The sequence below is a fragment of the Arthrobacter glycogeni genome (genome assembly GCF_054510815.1).
On sequence record NZ_JBTNDV010000003.1, the window covers coordinates 1 to 17,942 of the forward strand.

Here is a 17,942-nt window from a genome sequence, read left to right on the forward strand (position 1 = left end):
CAAAAACAACCACACAACACCACAAAATGGCATCATGCAGCCAAATTCAACCAATCAATAAAACAATCGGTATCAACAAACATGGCACACTATTGAGTTCTCAAACAACAGACACACCCGACACCAAACAGAACCAAACAGTCCCATCATCGCTCCGGAGCAACTTTTCAAACTTACCGGCTGATCATCTTCAGGTCAAATCGGCTGATCTTCCAATCTCTGGGCCATACTGCACTCGGAGACGAACCGTAGTTCTAGTGGTTGTCAGCCGGTCAATTCCCTCGACCAGCGCGGATATAAACTCTAGCACCCTTCGGCCGGCGTTGTAAATCGGGTAGCGGGACCTGCTCGGAGAGCCTAGCCCCGCGCCGATCTAGGCTCTCTTCGGGGCCAGGTACACCACGCCAAGCGGGGGGATCCGGAGGTCAGCGTACGCGGGCTGCCCACTCCACGGTCCTTCGACTGCGCTCACACCGCCGAAGTTCCCCACACCGGATCCGCCAAATTCCCCGGCATCGGTGTTAAGTACCTCTTCCCACTCACCGGACCAGGGAAGTCCGACCCGGAAGCCCTCGTGCGGCGCACCCGCGAAGTTGGCAATGCATACCAGCGGATTACCTTGCCCGTCCCACCGGATGAAGGACAAAGTGTTGCGGGCGCCGTCGTTCTCGTCGATCCACTGGAAACCCGATGGATCGTTGTCCCTGACGTAGAGTGCCGGTGTGTTTCGGTAAATACCGTTCAACGACCGAACCAGGTGCTGCACACCCTTATGGGCAGGCGTATCCGAAAGCCACCAGTCGAGACCATGCTGTTCCGACCACTCCGATTCCTGGGCATATTCGGTGCCCATAAAGATCAACTGCTTGCCGGGGTGCGCCCACTGGAACGCCAGGTAGGCACGCACGCTGGCGAGCTGCTGCCACCGGTCGCCCGGCATCTTCCGTAGCAGTGACCCCTTTCCATGCACCACTTCGTCGTGGCTGATCGGCAGGAGGAAGTTTTCGGTGTACGCGTACACCATAGAGAACGTGGCCTTGCCGTGATGGTAGCCGCGGTTGACCGGGTCTTCGGCCATGTACTCCAGGGAGTCATGCATCCAGCCCATGTTCCATTTCAGCCCGAACCCGAGGCCGCCGGCGTTGGTGGCACGGGTGACACCCGGGAAGGACGTGGATTCCTCGGCGATCATCACGATGCCGGGGACCCGCTTATAGGCAGTGGCGTTGACCTCCTGCAGGAAGTCGACGGCTTCAAGGTTTTCCCGGCCGCCGAGACGGTTCGGTGTCCATTGGCCCTCCTCGCGGGAGTAGTCCAGGTAGAGCATCGACGCAACAGCGTCCACGCGCAGCCCGTCAATGTGAAATTCCTCCAGCCAGTACAGCGCGTTGGCAACCAGAAAGTTCCGTACCTCACGGCGGCCGAAGTCGAAGATCAGGGTTCCCCAGTCGGGGTGCTCACCGAGGAAGGGATCGCCGTGTTCGTAGAGGGTGCCGCCATCGAACTTGGCTAGCGCAAACTCATCCTTCGGAAAGTGCGCTGGGACCCAGTCCATGATGACGCCGATCCCGGCCTGGTGCAGCTTGTCCACCAGGTATTTGAAGTCATCCGGGTGCCCGAACCGCGACGTCGGCGCGTAGTACGAGGTGACCTGGTAACCCCAGGAGCCGCCGAAGGGGTGCTCGGCGACGGGCATCAGCTCGACGTGACTGAACCCCTGCCACTGCACGTATTCAGTCAGCTGCTCGGCGAGCTCACGATAGTTCAGTCCCAGCCGCCAGGAACCAAGGTGCACTTCGTACACACTCATGGGCCCGTTGTGGGGGTCGGCGGCGGCCCGCGCCGTCATCCATTCATCGTCCTGGAACGTGTAGCGGGATTCGACTACCCGCGAGCCGGTGAGTGGTGGGATCTCGGTGCCGCGGGCCATGGGATCGGCTTTTTCACGCCACTGGCCGTCATTGCCGAGGATATCGAATTTGTAGCGCGACCCGGCAGCCGCCCCGGGAATGAAGATTTCCCAGAACCCTGAGCTGCCGAGCGTACGCATAGCGTTCACCGAGCCATCCCAGCCGTTGAAATCGGCCTTGACCCGGACCGCCTGGGCGTTGGGGGCCCACACCGCAAAGCTCACGCCATCGATGTCACCGAGCACAGACGCATAATGGCGGACGTGGGCCCCCAGGGCAGTCCACAGTGTCTCGTGCCGGCCTTCGGCAAGTAAATGCATGTCGATTTCACCCAGTGTGGGCAGGAATCGGTACGGGTCGTCGACCAACTGCGGTTCGCCGTCGTAGGTCACTTCCAACCTGTAGTCGGGGACCTGCCCGGCGGTTTCCGCTTCAACCGTGCCCACCCAGATGCCGTTGTGCTCATGTTCCAGCCCGGTTCGCCCGCTGCCGGTCACTACGGTGACGCGCTGCGCGAGACGCCGCAGGGTGCGGATGGTCACCAGCCCGTGCCCGTCGAGGTGCGCACCCAGCACGGCATGTGGCTGGTGGTAACGCCCCTCGGAAACCGGCTGCAGGACGTCGATGGAGTGTTCGATCCTGCCCGGCGGAGTGGAGGCGACGGCTGGAACGGCGACGTCGGCGCTGACCGTGGCGGAGGCAAGGGCCCGACGCACATCGCGAACCGGGATGTCGACCCAGTCCGGGCGGTTGCGTAGCTCGTACACCACCTCGTACAGCGCCTTGTCCAGCCACAGCGCGAGGAACAAGGGGTCAGCAGAGTCAACCAAGGTGCCGGTCTGCGCCTGATAGCCGGCCGCGAACGCGGCCCCTGCAGCCGCGGTCCACTGATCGGCTTCGGCAGTCGCCGCGTCATTGCCGTGAGCCGCTGCGGCGCCAGCGTATTCCAGCGAACGCATCATCCCGACGACGTCGCGCAGCACCACATCGGGGACGCTCCGCTCGGCGGCGGGACGCAGGGGCTCGCCCTCGAAGTCGAGCACCAGCCAGGACCCATCCGGTGCGTTGAGCACCTGTCCCAGGTGGTAGTCGGCGTGGATCCGCTGCAGATCGGGCAGGGTCAGCACGCGGCGGACCCGCTCCACCACCCCGGCAACCTCATCCTCGAGCGGCCCGACGACGTCGCGCGCCTCCAGCCAGGCCCACTCGATGCGCTGGACCAGGGTTTCGATGAATTCCGCGCGTTCGACGTCGCTCGCCGCCCGGCTTCCGAATGCTTCAGCCAGCTGTGCATGGATCCGGCCAGTGACCCGGCCCAACTCGGTTGCCTCGGCGGTGAAGTCTTTATTGCCAGCGGCCGCCACCGACGCGGTGCGCCAGGCGTCCGTGCTGTTGTCAATGAAGTCCCGCAGCACGCTGAGATGCCCGGTCAGCCACTGCTTGCCGCCGCCCCGGGAGTCTTCCCAGCTGCCCGTGACCCAGCCGAAAGTGGCTGGCACGTCGACTGAACCGGCATCGGTGAGCTTGGCGCTCACCTGAACGTCGGGGCTCTCCCCGGGTGCGAGCACCCTGAAGAACTTGACGATCATCGGGCCTGCTGGCGCCCGCACTACTACTGACGTGTTGGATTGTTCACCCTTGAGCACTGTCAGCGGAAGAGGCGCGTCGGACCGTTCCGATGTGGCGAACGAACCCAACGGGTAGCCCGTGGTCCGGCCGTCCTGTGTGGTGCCGCCCGAACGCATCAACTCGACCCAGGCCGTGACGAACACCGGGTCGTGGGTGGCGTCGTAAATCCAGCGGTGGCCCAGTTCGGAGTGTTCGGCCTCACCGATCAGCGCAGCCTCGGCACCCTTGAGCGGGGCAGCACGGTAACTCAACGGGATCTGGACAATGTCCTGCCGGTGCCCGGAATCCACGGCGAGCAGGTGAACGTCGAGTCCCACCTTTCCGGTCGGGTCCTCCAGCCGGATGCCGCCGACCCTTCGAAGATCAAACTCTCGGCCTTTGGCAGGAAACCACCGCTGACCGGGGAGCCATGAAGCTAGGAGTTCTGGAAAGGTCGGCGTCAGTTTGGGCATTACTTCATGGCCTCCGGGGCTTGAATGACAGGAAGGGCTTCGGTGTGCGGCGAAGCGACGTTGGAGTTTGTCGACCGCAGGCGGAGCCAGAAGAAGTCGTGGCTACCGAGCGTCAGCGTGAGGGCACCATCCCCACCGAATGCGGGAAACGGGGTGCCACCGAAGAGGTCACGAAGACCCCGCCCGGCGTATTCCGGCAAGTTCAGCTGTGCGGCGACAGGGTGCTGCGACAGGTTGAACACGCAAAGCACCACCTCGGGCTGCTCGCCCTCAGCATTGTCGACCTCCACCTCTCGGATGAACGCCAGGACTGACTCCGCCTCGGTCGGCACATTGCGGTACGTGCCCAGGCCGAACGCGGGGTGCGACCGGCGCACGGCAAGCATCTGCCGCATCCAGTGGAGCAGCGAGCTCGAACTGGCCAGCTGCGCTTCAACGTTGACGTGGTTGTAGTGGTAGACCAGCGATTGCACGACCGGCAGGTACAGCTTTCCGGGGTCCGCCGTCGAGAACCCCGCGTTGCGGTCGGGGTTCCACTGCATCGGGGTCCGCGACGCATCGCGGTCGTCAAGCCAGATGTTGTCGCCCATCCCAATCTCATCACCGTAGTAGAGGAACGGGCTGCCGGGCAGGGACAACAGCAGGGCGTGGATCAGTTCTACTTCAGCCCGTGAATTGTCGAGCAGCGGTGACAGCCGACGGCGGATACCCACGTTTGCACGCATCCTCGAGTCCGGGGCGTACCAGCCGAGCATCGCTTCGCGTTCCTCGTTGGTGACCATTTCGAGGGTGAGCTCGTCGTGGTTCCTGAGGAAAGTGCCCCACTGCGCACCGGCGGGGATGTTGGGAGTCTCGGCCATCGTGTCGATGATCGGGGCGGCCTTCTGATCGCGCAGGGCATAGAAGAGCTTGGGCATGATGGGGAAATGGAAGCACATGTGACACTCGGGGCCCTCGGCGTCGCCGAAGTACTCGACCACCTCTTCGGGGAGCTGGTTGGCCTCGGCGACGATAATGCGGCCGGGGTAGTTCTCGTCCACCATGGTGCGCAGGTCCTTCAGGAACGCGTGCGTCTGCGGCAGGTTTTCGCTGTTGGTTCCTTCCTCCTCGAAGAGGTAGGGGATGGCATCCGCGCGGAAACCGTCGATACCCTGGTCCAGCCAGAACTTCACCACATCGAAGAGTGCCTCGATGACCTTGGGGTTCTCGAAGTTGAGGTCCGGCTGGTGGGAGAAGAACCGGTGCCAGAAAAACTGCCGGCGGACGGGGTCGAAGGTCCAGTTGGATTCCTCGGTGTCGACAAAAATGATTCGTGCGTCCTCGTACTTCTCATCGGTGTCACTCCAGACGTAGAAATCACCGTAGGGGCCGTCGGGATCGTTCCGGGATTCCTCGAACCAGTGGTGTTTGTCGGAGGTGTGGTTCAGCGGCAGGTCAATGATGACGCGGACACCCCGGGCGTGGGCCTCGGCGACCAGACGCTTAAAGTCGCTGATGGTCCCGAATTCGTCGAGGACGTTGTAGTAATCGGCGATGTCATAGCCGCCGTCGCGCAGTGGCGACTTGAAGAACGGTGGCAGCCACAGGCAGTCGACGCCAAGCCACTGCAGGTAATCGAGTTTGTCAATCAGGCCTGAGAAATCACCTGAGCCGTCACCGTTCGCGTCGGCGAACCCCCGCACCAGAACTTCGTAGAATACAGCCTTGCGATACCAGTGTGGGTCATGCGCGAGACCGGGTGCGTTAAGTTGAAACGGGTTGGCCACTAGGGCTTCCTCCTGAGGTAAAGAATGTGTGCTGGTTCCACATGCGGGTCCAGCCTGACGTAATTGTGGGTACCCCAGACCCAACTTTGGCCGGTAATGAGATCGTCCACCCAGAAGGTGCCATCCTCATTGCAGTCTTCGGGATCGAGGGCCAGGGCTTCGAGGTTCAGTGAGACAGTGCTCTCCCGCGCACCATGCGGATCCAGATTGACAACCACGATGATCGTGTCCTTGGCTGAGCTCTCGCCACCGACATTCTCCTTGTGTTTGGAGAACACCAGGGTGTCCGGGTCGGAGCTGTGGTGAAGGGTCAGGTTCTCGAGGTCCCCCAGCGCCGGGTGATCCCGGCGGATGTGGTTGAGCCTGGTCAGGTAGGGCGCCAGGCTCCTGCCCTCGGTTTCGGCTCGTTTGAAGTCGCGGGGGCGGTACTCGAACTTCTCATTGTCGATTGACTCCTCGGCGCCGGGGCGGGCCACATGCTCGTAGAGCTCGTACCCCGCGTAGACCCCCCACAGGGGGCTGGCCATGGCTGCGAGCGCTGCCCGGATCTTGAACCCTGCCGGCCCCCCGTACTGGAGGAACTCGGTGAGGATGTCGGGGGTGTTTACAAAAAAGTTAGGCCGGAAGTACGGCGCGCTGACCTTGCTGACCTCGGTGAAGTATTCCTCGAGTTCAGTCTTGGTGTTGCGCCAGGTGAAGTAGGTGTAAGACTGCTGGAATCCTGCGCGGCCCAGGGCGTGCATCATCGGTGGGCGGGTAAACGCCTCGGCGAGGAAAACGACGCCGGGATGTTTGGCGTTCACTTCCCTAATCAGCCATTCCCAGAACACCACCGGTTTGGTGTGCGGGTTGTCCACCCGGAAAATCTTCACTCCATGGCTGATCCACAACAGCACGATCCTGAGTACCTCGCGGGAGAGGCCATCCGGATCGTTGTCGAAGTTGATGGGGTAAATGTCCTGGTATTTCTTGGGAGGGTTCTCCGCGTAGGCGATCGACCCGTCCACCCGCGTGGTGAACCACTCGGGGTGCGAGGCGACCCAGGGGTGGTCCGGCGAGGCCTGTAGGGCGAGGTCCAGCGCAACTTCCAGGTTCAGTGCACGGGCCCGCGCCACGAAGGCATCGAAATCGTCGAACGTCCCGAGGTCAGGGTGGATCGCGTCGTGGCCCCCCTCGGCGGCGCCGATGGCCCACGGCGACCCGGGGTCACCGGGACCTGCCGTCAGCGTGTTGTTGGGTCCTTTGCGGTGCGTGCGCCCGATGGGGTGAATGGGCGGCAGGTAGACGACGTCGAACCCCATGTCAGCGACGCCGGTCAGCCGGTCGGCCGCGGTGACGAAGGTGCCCGAGGTCCACTGCGCGGTGGCCGGGTCGTACGTTGCACCTTCGGACCGGGGGAAGAATTCATACCAGGAGGCGCGGCCTGCGAGCTCGCGCTCCACCAGGATCCGGTACGACTGCGACGTGGTGACCAGGTCGCGGAGCGGTTCGCGACCGATGGCGGCGAGAAGGTCGGCTGACTCACCGGCGGCGAGGCGCTCGTCCACGGGGAGAGCGGTATCGGCGAGGATCCGAGCCGCCGCAGTAAACGCCGCAGCATCCTTGCCAGACCGGGAGACGGCGGCGTTGGTGAACAGGGCTGCACCCTCGGCGAGCATCAGCTCGACATCGACGCCCACGGCGATCTTCACCTCAGCGTTGTGGTGCCAGGTGCCGTAGAGGTCGCCCCATCCTTCGATGACGAAGGTGTAGCTGCCGGCCGCCGGCGGCCGGAGCAGACCTTCATACCGGTCGAGTCCCAGCCCCACCGGTGCCAGGCGCACCCGCTGGACCTCTTTGCCCTTGCTGGAGAGCAGGACCGCTGATACTCCCAGCTGGTCGTGCCCTTCTCGGAAGACTGTGGCGCCTACCGCGACATCTGATCCCGGGATCGCTTTGGAGGGGAAAGCCCCGCCTTCGACCACAGGAGAGATGTTGGTGATTGGAATTCGTCCGAACCGCAGATCAGCCCTGTCTATCGGCTTTCTGGCGGTGCGTCCCTTACGTGGTGGCTTGATTGAAGTCGTCACAGGTTAGACGTTAGCGAGTATTTGCCGAGATTACTAAGGCGCGCGCACGTAACATCCGCGCATATAGCGGTGGAGTTGGGGCCTGACGCAAACGTTTACTGTCAGTTACTCCCCTCAGCGCGTCGAGACGGACCCACACCGGGAAAAATGCGCTAACCTTTCCCGGGTGAAGGCAATCCGCAGATTTACAGTCCGTACCGTCCTCCCTGAAAGCATCGCCCCGCTGGGCAAGCTGGCAGGCAACCTGCGTTGGTCGTGGCATCTGCCGACCACCCGCCTATTCCGTGACCTTGACGCCACGGCATGGGAGGCGAGCGGCCAAGATCCAGTGGCCTTCCTAGGCTCTGTGACACGAGAGCAGCTGAGTAAGCTCGCCGACAATGAACGGCTCGTTGCCAGGATTCAGGAGCTCGGCGACGACCTGGACCGCTACCTTTCCGAACCCCGCTGGTATCAGTCCCTCGGCGCTGATGCCCCGCGCTCCATCGCCTACTTCTCCCCCGAGTACGGCATCAGCGCCGTCCTCCCCCAGTATTCGGGTGGCCTCGGCATCCTTGCCGGTGACCACCTCAAAGCCGCTTCCGACCTTGGCGTCCCGCTGATCGGCGTCGGCCTCCTCTACCAGGCCGGCTATTTCAAGCAGTCGCTCTCCCGCGACGCCTGGCAGCAGGAAACCTACCCCGTCCTCGATCCTGACGGTCTGCCGCTGACGCTGCTCCGTGAGGAGGACGGCACGCCCGCCAGGGTGGTCCTGCCGCTGCCCGCCGGCCGCCAGCTGATCGCCCACATTTGGCGGGCCGACGTCGGCCGCGTCCCACTCCTGCTCCTTGACTCCAACGTGGCCGGCAACGACGAGGCAGCCCGCAACGTCACCGACCGCCTGTACGGCGGCGGCGGGGATCAGCGGCTGCAGCAGGAGCTGCTGCTGGGCATGGGCGGCGTGAAGGCGCTGCGCATCTTTGAACGGTTGACCGGCACCCCGGCACCCGAGGTGTTCCACACCAATGAGGGCCATGCCGGGTTCCTCGGCATCGAACGCATCCGCGAACTGATGGATCCGTCCAACCCGTCGCCAATGAGCTGGGAGGAAGCGCTCACCGCCGGCCGGTCCTGCACCGTGTTCACCACCCACACCCCAGTTCCCGCGGGAATCGACAGGTTCGAGAAGTCCCAGATCGAGCACTTCTTCGACGCGGGCCTGGCACCGTCGGTTCCGACGGCGAAGGTCCTCACCCTCGGCGCCGAGAACTACGTCGACGGCGACCCCAACAAGTTCAACATGGCGGTGATGGGCCTACGGTTGGCCCAGCGCGCCAACGGCGTCGCCAAACTGCATGGTGTGGTGTCCCGCGGCATGTTCTCCGGGCTCTGGCCGGGGTTCGACACCAGCGAGGTCCCCATCTCGTCGGTCACCAACGGTGTTCACGTGCCCACCTGGGTTGATCCGCTGATCGCCGACTTCGCCCGGGATCGATTCGGCGCCGAATCGGTCCTGGACCCGCAGTGGTCCAAGGTGTACGACGTCGAGGACTCCGACATCTGGGCGCTACGCCGCCGCCTCCGCTCCAACCTGATCGACGATGTGCGGCAGCGGCTGCGCTCCTCCTGGAAGAAGCGCGGCGCCGCCGACGCCGAACTGGCGTGGACCAACAACGTGATGGACCCTGACGTCCTGACCATCGGCTTCGCCCGCCGGGTTCCCACCTACAAGCGGCTGACCCTGATGCTCAGGGACCCGGCCCGGCTGAAAGCCCTGCTGCTCCACCCCGACAACCCGATCCAGCTGGTCATCGCCGGCAAGTCCCACCCAGCCGATGAGCAGGGCAAGCGGATGATCCAGGACCTGGTCCGGTTCACCGACGACCCCGAGGTCCGTCACCGGATCGTGTTCCTGCCTAATTACGACATCGCGATGGCTCGCACGCTGTTCCCCGGCTGCGACGTCTGGCTGAACAATCCGCTGCGGCCGCTGGAGGCATGCGGCACCTCAGGCATGAAATCGGCGATCAACGGCGGCCTCAACCTGTCGGTCCTGGACGGCTGGTGGGATGAAATGTACGACGGCGACAACGGCTGGGCCATTCCCACGGCCAACAATGACGCGTCCCCGGAGGAGCGCGATGACATTGAGGCGTCAGCGCTGTACGACCTGCTCGAGGAGCAGGTCGCTCCCCGGTTCTACAGCACCGTCCGTTCCGAGGGTGCGGGCGCGGCGGGACCATCAGAGCTGTCGCATGACGGCGTCCCGCACCAGTGGGTGGCCATGATCAAGCACACCATGGCGAACCTTGGCCCTGCCGTGTCCGCCGAGCGGATGCTACAGGACTATGTCAGCCACCTGTATCAGCCGGCCTGGCGGGCCGGCTGTCTGGCAGCTGAATCCGATTATTCGGCAGCCAAACACACAGCCTCGTGGCGGTCACGGATCAACGACGGCTGGTCTGCGGTCCAGGTGGAGCATGTTGACTCGATCGGTGTCGCTGAAGATCCCCAGATCGGTGACTCGCTAACGGTCAACGCGTACGTCTCACTCGGCGCCCTCTCCCCCGACGACGTCGCCGTCGAGGTGGCGTACGGGCGCGCCTCAGAGAGCGACGAACTCAGCGAGGTGGCGCTGGCTGACCTTCAGTCGTCCGAAAACCTGGGTGCCGGTCGGTACCTGTTCTCGGGCGGGGTGACGATTGACCACTCGGGATCCTTCGGGTACACCGTGCGGGTACTACCCAAACACGTCAGCCTAGCGTCCAAGTCGGAGCTTGGTCTGGTCGCGAACGCGTAGTATCTAACGCTTGCAGGCTTAACGCCTGCTTTGCATCGGCGGCAGTCGCACCAGAGTTTCCTGGGGCGGCTGCCGCTTTTGCGTGGGCCGCTAGATCCGGTACACGCTGATGGAGTTGGTGGGCACGATGTCAGTCTCCCCCGACCCGATTCGCGCCCCGCGCCGGCGGTCCTGGTCAGCTGCTGTGCTGTAGCGCAGCTCGAACCTCGTGATTGATGGGAGCCCGCTGTCCCTGAGGGCGTCCCGCCCCGGCAGGGTGATCTTGGCGTCCTCCAGGCCGCCGTTAATGACCACCAGGCCGTCGAGGATGCCGTTGGGTGAGCCGAGGAGCACCTGCACTGTCCGGGACGCCGGATCGATCCACTGGTCCTGGGTCATCGGTGTGCCTCCCGCATTGAACCAGTGCAGGTAGGAGCTGTCGTCGCGGGCAGGGTAGCCGTGGGGCTGGTGGGCCAGGAACTCCCGTCTGATCCGGAGCAGGGAACGGGTGTGCTCGAGAAGGTGGCGGGCGTCGTCGTCGTGGTCCCAGGGCAGCCAGGCCAGCTCGTTGTCCTGGCAGTAGGCGTTGTTGTTGCCGCGCTGGGACCGGCCGAACTCGTCGCCGGCGGTGATCATGGGGACGCCGAGGGATAGCAGGAGGGTGGCCATCAGGTTCCGTGCGGTCTGCGACCGGGCCGCGGCGATGCTCTCCTGGTCGGTTGGGCCTTCCATGCCGTGATTGTAGCTACGGTTGTCGTTATGACCGTCGCGGTTCTGCTCGCCGTTGGCTTCGTTGTGTTTGCGGCTGTAGGAGGTCAGGTCAGCGAGCGTGAACCCGTCGTGCGCGGTGATGAGGTTGATGCTGGACACGGAGGTGCGCCCCGACGGCCCGAAGACGTCGGCGGACCCGCTCAGGCACCCGGCCAGGCGCGCCACCGAGCCGGCGTCGCCGCCGGCCGCGAGGCTGGCCTGATCGGTGAGCCAGAAGTCACGCACCGTATCGCGGAAGCGGTCATTCCAGTCGGCCCAGCCCTGCGGGAAGTTGCCGGTCTGCCAGCCGCCCATGCCAATATCCCAGGGTTCGGCGATTAGTTTCACACCTCGTAGCGCCCGGTCGGCGGCGACCGCGATGAGGAACGGGTGGCGTGGGGTGAAGGTGTGGGTGTCATCCCGGCACATTGACACGGCCAGGTCGAAGCGGAAGCCGTCAACCTGGAATTCCTCGACCCAGTAGCGCAGCGAGTCCAGGGCCAGGGCGATCACCCGTGGATGGGCGAAGTTCAGGGTGTTGCCGCAGCCGGTGGTGTCCAGGTAGCGGCCGCCGTCGCCGTGGCGGTAGTACTCCTTGTCGCCCAGGCCGCGCCAGCTCAGGGCCGGTATATCCGGTGGGCCTTCGGCGGTGTGGTTGTACACGACGTCGAGGATGACCTCGAGGCCCGCTTCGTGGAGGAGTTTCACCATGCCCTTGAACTCATCCTGGACGGCTGTCGGCCCGGCGGTGCGGGAGGCCTCGGTGGCGTAGCCGGGGTGCGGCGCGAAATAGCCGAGGGTGTTGTACCCCCAGTAGTTGGTCAGCCCGAGGGGTCCCAGGTGAGGCTCATCAATGTGGAAGTGGATCGGCAGCAGTTCCACAGCCGTGATGCCCAGTGCTTTGAGGTAACCGATCATGACCGGGTGTGCCAGGCCCGCGTAGGTGCCGCGGAGTTCGGCAGGGATGCCCGGGTGCAGCTGGGTCAGACCCTTGACATGGGCTTCGTAGACCACCGTGTCACGCCAGTGGGTCCGCGGCGGGGCTGAGGTACCCCAGTCGAAACTGCCGTCCTCGACAAAGACCGACCAGTACACCGGACCGTCCACGGTGTCCACAGTGTCGATGGCCCGGGCATAGGGGTCAAGGAGCAGCTGGTTGTTCTCTGGCCGGTCGGTGTCGGCCGGCCAGAACGCGTACCGCGCCGAGTCTCCGAGTCCCTCCACCAGCCCATGATGCACGCCGTCGGTGTAATCCGGCAGGGCTGCCGAATGCCAACTGCCGTCGGGTATCTGGAAGTGCACCGCCAGGGCGGACACTCCGGGCGCATACACGGCGATGTTGAGGCTTTGGGCAGCCCGGCCGCGGTGCACACCCAACGGGAACTCGCTGGACGGCGGACTGATTTCGAGTGAGACGCTCATGGTGAGGTGCTGCGCGGTTAGGCGGAGCGTTGACGCGAAATCTCGTACAGGCTGATCCCCACTGCCATCGAGGCGTTCAGGGATTCCATTGCCGAGTCGATCGGGATGGAGACAATCTGGTCGCAATTTTCCCGGACCAGCCGTGACAGGCCCTTGCCCTCGGAGCCCACCACAAGGCAGACCGGCTCCCGGCCGAGGGTCAGATCGGGAAGGGACACGTCGCCGTCGCCGTCGAGACCGAGCACGAAAATACCCTTCTCTTTGAAGGACTTCAGAGTGGAGTTGAGGTTCCCCGCCTTCGCCACGGGGACGCGCACTGCGGCACCGGCGCTGGTCTTCCAGGCCGAAGCAGTCATGCCAACCGACCGGCGTTCAGGGACGATCACGCCGTGGCCGCTGAAGGCCGAGAGTGACCTGATGATGGCGCCAAGGTTACGTGGGTCGGTGATGCCGTCCAGGGCCACGAACAGCGGGGCGTTGTTGATGTGGCCCTTCTTCCATTTCTGGATGGTGTCGGTGGCGAGGTCCACGGCGTCGGCGTACTCGTACGGAGGGATCTGCAGCATGATGCCCTGGTGTACCGAGCCGTCGGCCATCCGATCCAGCTCGGTCTTACCGGTTTCCATCAGCGGGATGCCGCGTTCGGTGGCCAGTTTCAGGGACTCCCGGATACGCTCGTCCATCTCGATCCGGATCGCCACGTGCAGTGCCTTGGCGGGGATGCCAGCGCGCAGCGCCTCAACCACAGCGTTGCGTCCGGTGACCATCTCTTCGGCGCCCTTGCCGCGGGCGTTGCGGGAGGAACCGGGGTTGCGGGTGCCCGCGTGCTTGGCCGCCGAGCGTTCGGCGAGCTGCTTGCTCTTGTGCGCCTTGTGGTACGGGCGATCCTCGGCCTTCGGGGTGGGTCCCTTGCCCTCCAGTGCCCTGCGTCCAAGGCCGCCGGTTCCGCCCGAGGGGCCCTTTTTGCTCTTGCGCACAGCGCCGGGACGTCCGTGAGTGGCCATGGGGAAAACACCTTTGGGTAGAAGATTGGTCACCCCAGTTTACGCGGGGAACGCGGACGACTGCACCGGCGCCCTACCCGCTGTGTGGAAGGTTAGTTTTTCAGGCTCCAGGAGGCGCCGTCCGTGGTGTCTTCAATGACGATTCCGGCGCTGCTGAGGGCGTCCCGGATGGCGTCGGCCCGCGCCCAGTCCCTGGTGTCCCGCGCGATCGTGCGTTGCCGTAACTGGGAGGTGATGAGGGCGTCGAGCGCAGCGTGCTCCGAGCTCCGGGCACCCCTGCCGGGATCCTGCACATCGTCGAGACCCAGCACCCCGGTCATTGTCATGACGTCGGTGAATGCTCTCTGGGTGGCACCGCTGTCGGCCGCGGCCAGCGCGGTGTTGCCGGCCCGGACCGTGTCATGCAGGACAGCCAGGGCCTGCGGCACGTTGAGGTCGTCGTTCATGGCATCCCTGAAGGGTTCAGGAACATCCCGAGAGCCAGGCCCGAACCCGTTCGGGAATTCCCGGGCGGCGGCCTTCGCCAGAAACCCGTCGATGCGTTCGACGGCGGCGGCTGCCTCCTGCAGGGAGGTGGGCCGGTAGTCGAGCACCGACCGGTAGTGTGCCTGTCCGAGGTAGTAGCGCACCACGCGGGGGCTGGCGAGTTCGAGCATGTCGGCGGGGCTCACCGTGTTCCCGATCGACTTGGACATCTTCTCGCCCTCGAAGGTCACCATGCCGTTGTGCATCCAATACCGGGCAAACGGGTGTCCGGCGGCCTGGGATTGGGCCATTTCGTTCTCGTGATGCGGGAACCGCAGGTCCAGTCCACCGCCGTGGATGTCGAATTCGGCGCCGAGGTATTTGGTGACCATAGCCGAGCATTCAAGGTGCCAGCCAGGCCGGCCCGGCCCCCACGGGCTGGGCCACGAGGCGGTCTCCGGCTCACCCACTTTCCACCCTTTCCACAGCGCAAAATCGCGTGGATCCCGTTTCCGGGTGCTGAACTGGGGTTCGACGTCGGCCGCGTTCTGCATGTCGTCAATGTTCTGGCGGGTCAACGAGCCGTAGCCCTGCCAGGAGCGGACGTCGAAATAGACGTCACCCGACTCGTCATTCGCCGGGTAGGCGTGGCCCCGGTCGATCAGGAGCTGGATCAGCGCGTGCATTTCCGGGATGTGGCCGGTGGCGCGCGGCTCGTAGGTCGGGCGGCGGACCCCGAGCGTGTCGTAGGCACGCTGGAATTCGAGTTCGTAGCGGTAGGCCAACGCCCACCACTGCTCGTTGCGCAGGTGGGGCGGCAGATCGTCGTCGTACTCGGATTCCTTGGCGCGTACCAAAATTTTGTCATCAATATCGGTGACGTTGCGGACTGTGGTGACCCGGTAGCCGCTGGCACTCAGCCAGCGGGTCAGCTGGTCGAACGCGATCGCTGAGCGGATGTGGCCCACATGCGGCATGCCCTGCACGGTGGCACCGCAGTAGTACAGCCCCACCTCCCCCGATTGGAGCGGGACGAAGTCGCGGGTCTGCGCTGTTGCTGTGTCATAGAATCTCAGGCTCACCGCATAAGGCTAGCTGGTCGCGGTGGCCGGCTTCATCCGGCAGTGGTTTCGGTCCCCTCGCTAACCTGCACGACGACGGCGGTTGCCACCGCCGCGACGCCCTCGCCCCTCCCGGTGAAGCCGAGTCCGTCGGTCGTGGTCGCCGACACGCTGACCGGCGCGCCGGCTGCAGCGCTCAGCACGGTTTCGGCTTCCGCGCGGCGGGGGGCGAACTTGGGCCGATTGCCGATCAGCTGCACCGCCACGTTGCCAATCTCGAACCCCGCATCGCGCACAATCCGGGCCGCTTCGGTCAGCAGGCTCACCCCGGAAGCACCGGCGAATTCGGGGCGGTCGGTCCCGAAGTGGGTGCCGAGGTCGCCGACCCCCGCCGCGGAGAAGAGTGCATCGGCGGCCGCGTGAGCCACGACGTCGCCGTCGGAGTGGCCGCTCAGGCCGATTTCCCCGTCCCACAGCAGACCGGCGAGCCACAGCGGCCGGGGTGCGTCGGCGGGGGCGAACGCATGAACATCGACCCCGATGCCGGTGCGCGGCAGCTTCATGGCTGTGTCGTTTCTGTCGAGGTGCGGGTGAGGATTTCAGCGAGCTGCAGGTCCTGGGCGGTGGTGATCTTGAAGGCCGCGTCGGCCCCAGCGACCACCTGCACCGGAATGCCGAGGCGCTCCATCAGCATGGCGTCGTCGGTGACCGCGGACCCAGGGTCCTGGTGGGCGCGGCGGAGGGCTTTCACGGTAAAGCCTTGGGGGGTCTGGATGGCACGCAGCATGTCCCGGGGTGGGGTGCCGGTCACCACGGAGTCTTTCACCGTTTTGATGGTGTCGACGACGGGGATCGCGGGGACCACCGCGTCGGCGCCGGAGTGCAGCGCGGCGACGACCCGGCGGAAGACCTCAGGTGGGGTGAGGGCGCGGGCGGCGTCGTGCACGAGGACCAGGGCGATCGCGGGTGAGAGAGCGGTGAGGCCGGCTGCCACCGAATCGGGGCGGGTCGCTCCGCCGTCGACCAGCCGGATTTTCGAATCGGTGGCCACAGCAGCGATGGCCCGTCGAAGAACAGTGTCTCCTGCCGGGACGACCACGCAGATCTCGGTGGCCACACCGGCGTCGACGACACCCTGCAGGCAGTGGTGGAGGATGCTGCGGCCAGCGATCTGCACCTGGGCCTTGGGAATGCCGCGGCCGAGTCGCTGACCGGCTCCGCCTGCCACAATGATGACTCCGACCTGCGCTGCGCTGGGCTCTGGGCGGGGACTCGTTTTTGACACGTGATCACCTTATGCCAGGGCTCGACAGTCAGGACAAGAAAAAGGGACCGCCCACCCGGGCGGCCCCTCACTCACTCTAGGAAGCCAGTACTTCGTCGAGAACGGTTGCTGCCTTCTCTTCGTCAGTCTTCTCTGCAAGCGCCAACTCGGAGATCAGAATCTGCCGCGCCTTGGCGAGCATTCTCTTCTCCCCTGCGGACAACCCACGGTCATGATCACGACGCCATAGGTCGCGGACGACCTCCGCAACCTTGATCACGTCACCCGAGGCAAGCTTTTCAAGGTTCGCCTTGTAGCGGCGCGACCAATTGGTGGGCTCTTCAGTGAACTCGGCCCGCAACACATCGAAGACATGCTGGAGACCTTCCTTGCCCACTACATCGCGCACCCCAACGAGGTCAACGTTTTCTGCTGGAACTTCAATGGTTAGATCACCCTGAGCCACCTTGAGCTTGAGATACATCTTCTCTTCGCCCTTGACGACGCGCATCTTGATCTCTTCAATCTTTGCTGCGCCGTGGTGAGGATAAACTACTGTTTCGCCGACCTCAAAAACCATGTGGACTTTCCCCTTTCCCGCAGATCAGTTTATCACGAATTCGACACGCCGACGGCGTGTTTTCGCAGGTCAGCCGGGACTTACGGATGTCGGTGACTATGATTCGCCCCTTGACGGATCCGTGTTTAAGTGATCCACGTCGCTCCAGAAGTGTTCTATAGGGGCTCCGGCGCTCCATCGTCGGGTGACTTTTCCCGATAGGCTGTAGCCAAAGTTCAACCAGCAGTTCCCCCAGCTGATCAACCACCGTAGGAGTTTGCGCTGTGAAGAGTGACCGAATCAATCCCCTACAGCACCCCCGGGCCAAGCGGAGCCTGGCTGCTGGTGCGGCACTGGTTGCCGTTCTTGGTGCCACCGGTTGCAGCGTGACGAGCGAACAGGCCACCACCATCCAGTACGCGGCGTCCGACGGCATCGTCGACGAGGTGGGGCCCCTCGAACTGCGCAACATCATGATCATCACGTCGGATGAGGGCGAGCCCGGAACCATCCTGGGAACAGTGTTCAACCCAACCGACTCTGCGGTTCAGTTGACCATCGAGGGCGACAACGAGACGGTCGACATCACCGTTCCCGCCGAAGGAAAATGGGTCTTCGAAGATGAGACGACCGACGACGGCGTCCTCGACGGCATCAGCGAAATCCCCGGAGCCCTCGTTGACCTGACCTTCGTGGTGAATTCGGAGACGGCCGAGCTGCGGGTTCCTGTACTGGACGGCACGCTCGAGGAGTACCGGGAGTACGTGCCGGGCGGGTACACCCCCGACCCCACGCCGACGCCCGAAGAAACCGGCGAAGAGGAAGAGTGAATC

11 protein-coding genes are annotated in these 17,942 nt (G+C 64.3%); 2 read left to right on the plus strand and 9 right to left on the minus strand.

The window, feature by feature from the left end; all coding sequences use genetic code 11:
• Positions 1 to 373: 373 nt before the first annotated feature.
• Genes glgB through ACX80G_RS03845 form a run of 3 tightly spaced genes read right to left on the minus strand, consistent with a single transcriptional unit; the run spans position 374 to position 7,814 of the window.
• On the minus strand, positions 374 to 3,991 hold the full coding sequence (glgB, locus tag ACX80G_RS03835) for a 1,4-alpha-glucan branching protein GlgB (protein WP_459305735.1): 3,618 nt from the start codon (positions 3,989 to 3,991) through the stop codon (positions 374 to 376).
• A complete protein-coding gene (gene treS, locus ACX80G_RS03840) occupies positions 3,991 to 5,757 on the minus strand; it encodes a maltose alpha-D-glucosyltransferase (RefSeq protein WP_459305737.1) in 1,767 nt (588 codons plus the stop codon). The genes glgB and treS overlap by 1 nt, the downstream gene beginning before the upstream one ends.
• A complete protein-coding gene (locus tag ACX80G_RS03845; protein ID WP_459306210.1) occupies positions 5,757 to 7,814 on the minus strand; it encodes an alpha-1,4-glucan--maltose-1-phosphate maltosyltransferase in 2,058 nt (685 codons plus the stop codon). Before ACX80G_RS03845 ends, treS begins: the two co-directional genes overlap by 1 nt.
• 178 nt (positions 7,815 to 7,992) lie before the next feature.
• Between ACX80G_RS03845 and glgP the strand changes: the two genes are divergently transcribed.
• Positions 7,993 to 10,605, plus strand: a complete 2,613-nt coding sequence (gene glgP / locus ACX80G_RS03850; RefSeq protein WP_459305738.1) for an alpha-glucan family phosphorylase — start codon at positions 7,993 to 7,995, stop codon at positions 10,603 to 10,605.
• A 90-nt stretch (positions 10,606 to 10,695) separates the two neighbouring features.
• On the opposite strand, the gene glgX is transcribed toward glgP, so the two are convergent.
• The 6 genes from glgX to ACX80G_RS03880 all read right to left on the minus strand — a co-directional run bounded on the left by glgX (position 10,696) and on the right by ACX80G_RS03880 (position 17,130).
• Positions 10,696 to 12,756, minus strand: a complete 2,061-nt coding sequence (gene glgX / locus ACX80G_RS03855; protein WP_459305740.1) for a glycogen debranching protein GlgX — start codon at positions 12,754 to 12,756, stop codon at positions 10,696 to 10,698.
• A gap of 17 nt (positions 12,757 to 12,773) precedes the next feature.
• Complete coding sequence (gene rlmB / locus ACX80G_RS03860; RefSeq protein ID WP_459305741.1) at positions 12,774 to 13,760, minus strand: 23S rRNA (guanosine(2251)-2'-O)-methyltransferase RlmB; 987 nt, start codon at positions 13,758 to 13,760, stop codon at positions 12,774 to 12,776.
• 92 nt (positions 13,761 to 13,852) lie between these two features.
• Complete coding sequence (gene cysS / locus ACX80G_RS03865) at positions 13,853 to 15,307, minus strand: cysteine--tRNA ligase (protein WP_459305742.1); 1,455 nt, start codon at positions 15,305 to 15,307, stop codon at positions 13,853 to 13,855.
• Between the two features lie 32 nt (positions 15,308 to 15,339).
• A complete protein-coding gene (gene ispF, locus ACX80G_RS03870; RefSeq protein WP_459305744.1) occupies positions 15,340 to 15,849 on the minus strand; it encodes a 2-C-methyl-D-erythritol 2,4-cyclodiphosphate synthase in 510 nt (169 codons plus the stop codon).
• Complete coding sequence (gene ispD, locus ACX80G_RS03875; protein ID WP_459305745.1) at positions 15,846 to 16,571, minus strand: 2-C-methyl-D-erythritol 4-phosphate cytidylyltransferase; 726 nt, start codon at positions 16,569 to 16,571, stop codon at positions 15,846 to 15,848. Before ispD ends, ispF begins: the two co-directional genes overlap by 4 nt.
• A gap of 76 nt (positions 16,572 to 16,647) precedes the next feature.
• Complete coding sequence (locus tag ACX80G_RS03880; protein ID WP_459305746.1) at positions 16,648 to 17,130, minus strand: CarD family transcriptional regulator; 483 nt, start codon at positions 17,128 to 17,130, stop codon at positions 16,648 to 16,650.
• 263 nt (positions 17,131 to 17,393) lie between these two features.
• Between ACX80G_RS03880 and ACX80G_RS03885 the strand changes: the two genes are divergently transcribed.
• Complete coding sequence (locus ACX80G_RS03885) at positions 17,394 to 17,939, plus strand: hypothetical protein (RefSeq protein WP_459305748.1); 546 nt, start codon at positions 17,394 to 17,396, stop codon at positions 17,937 to 17,939.
• The last annotated feature ends 3 nt before the right edge of the window (positions 17,940 to 17,942 follow it).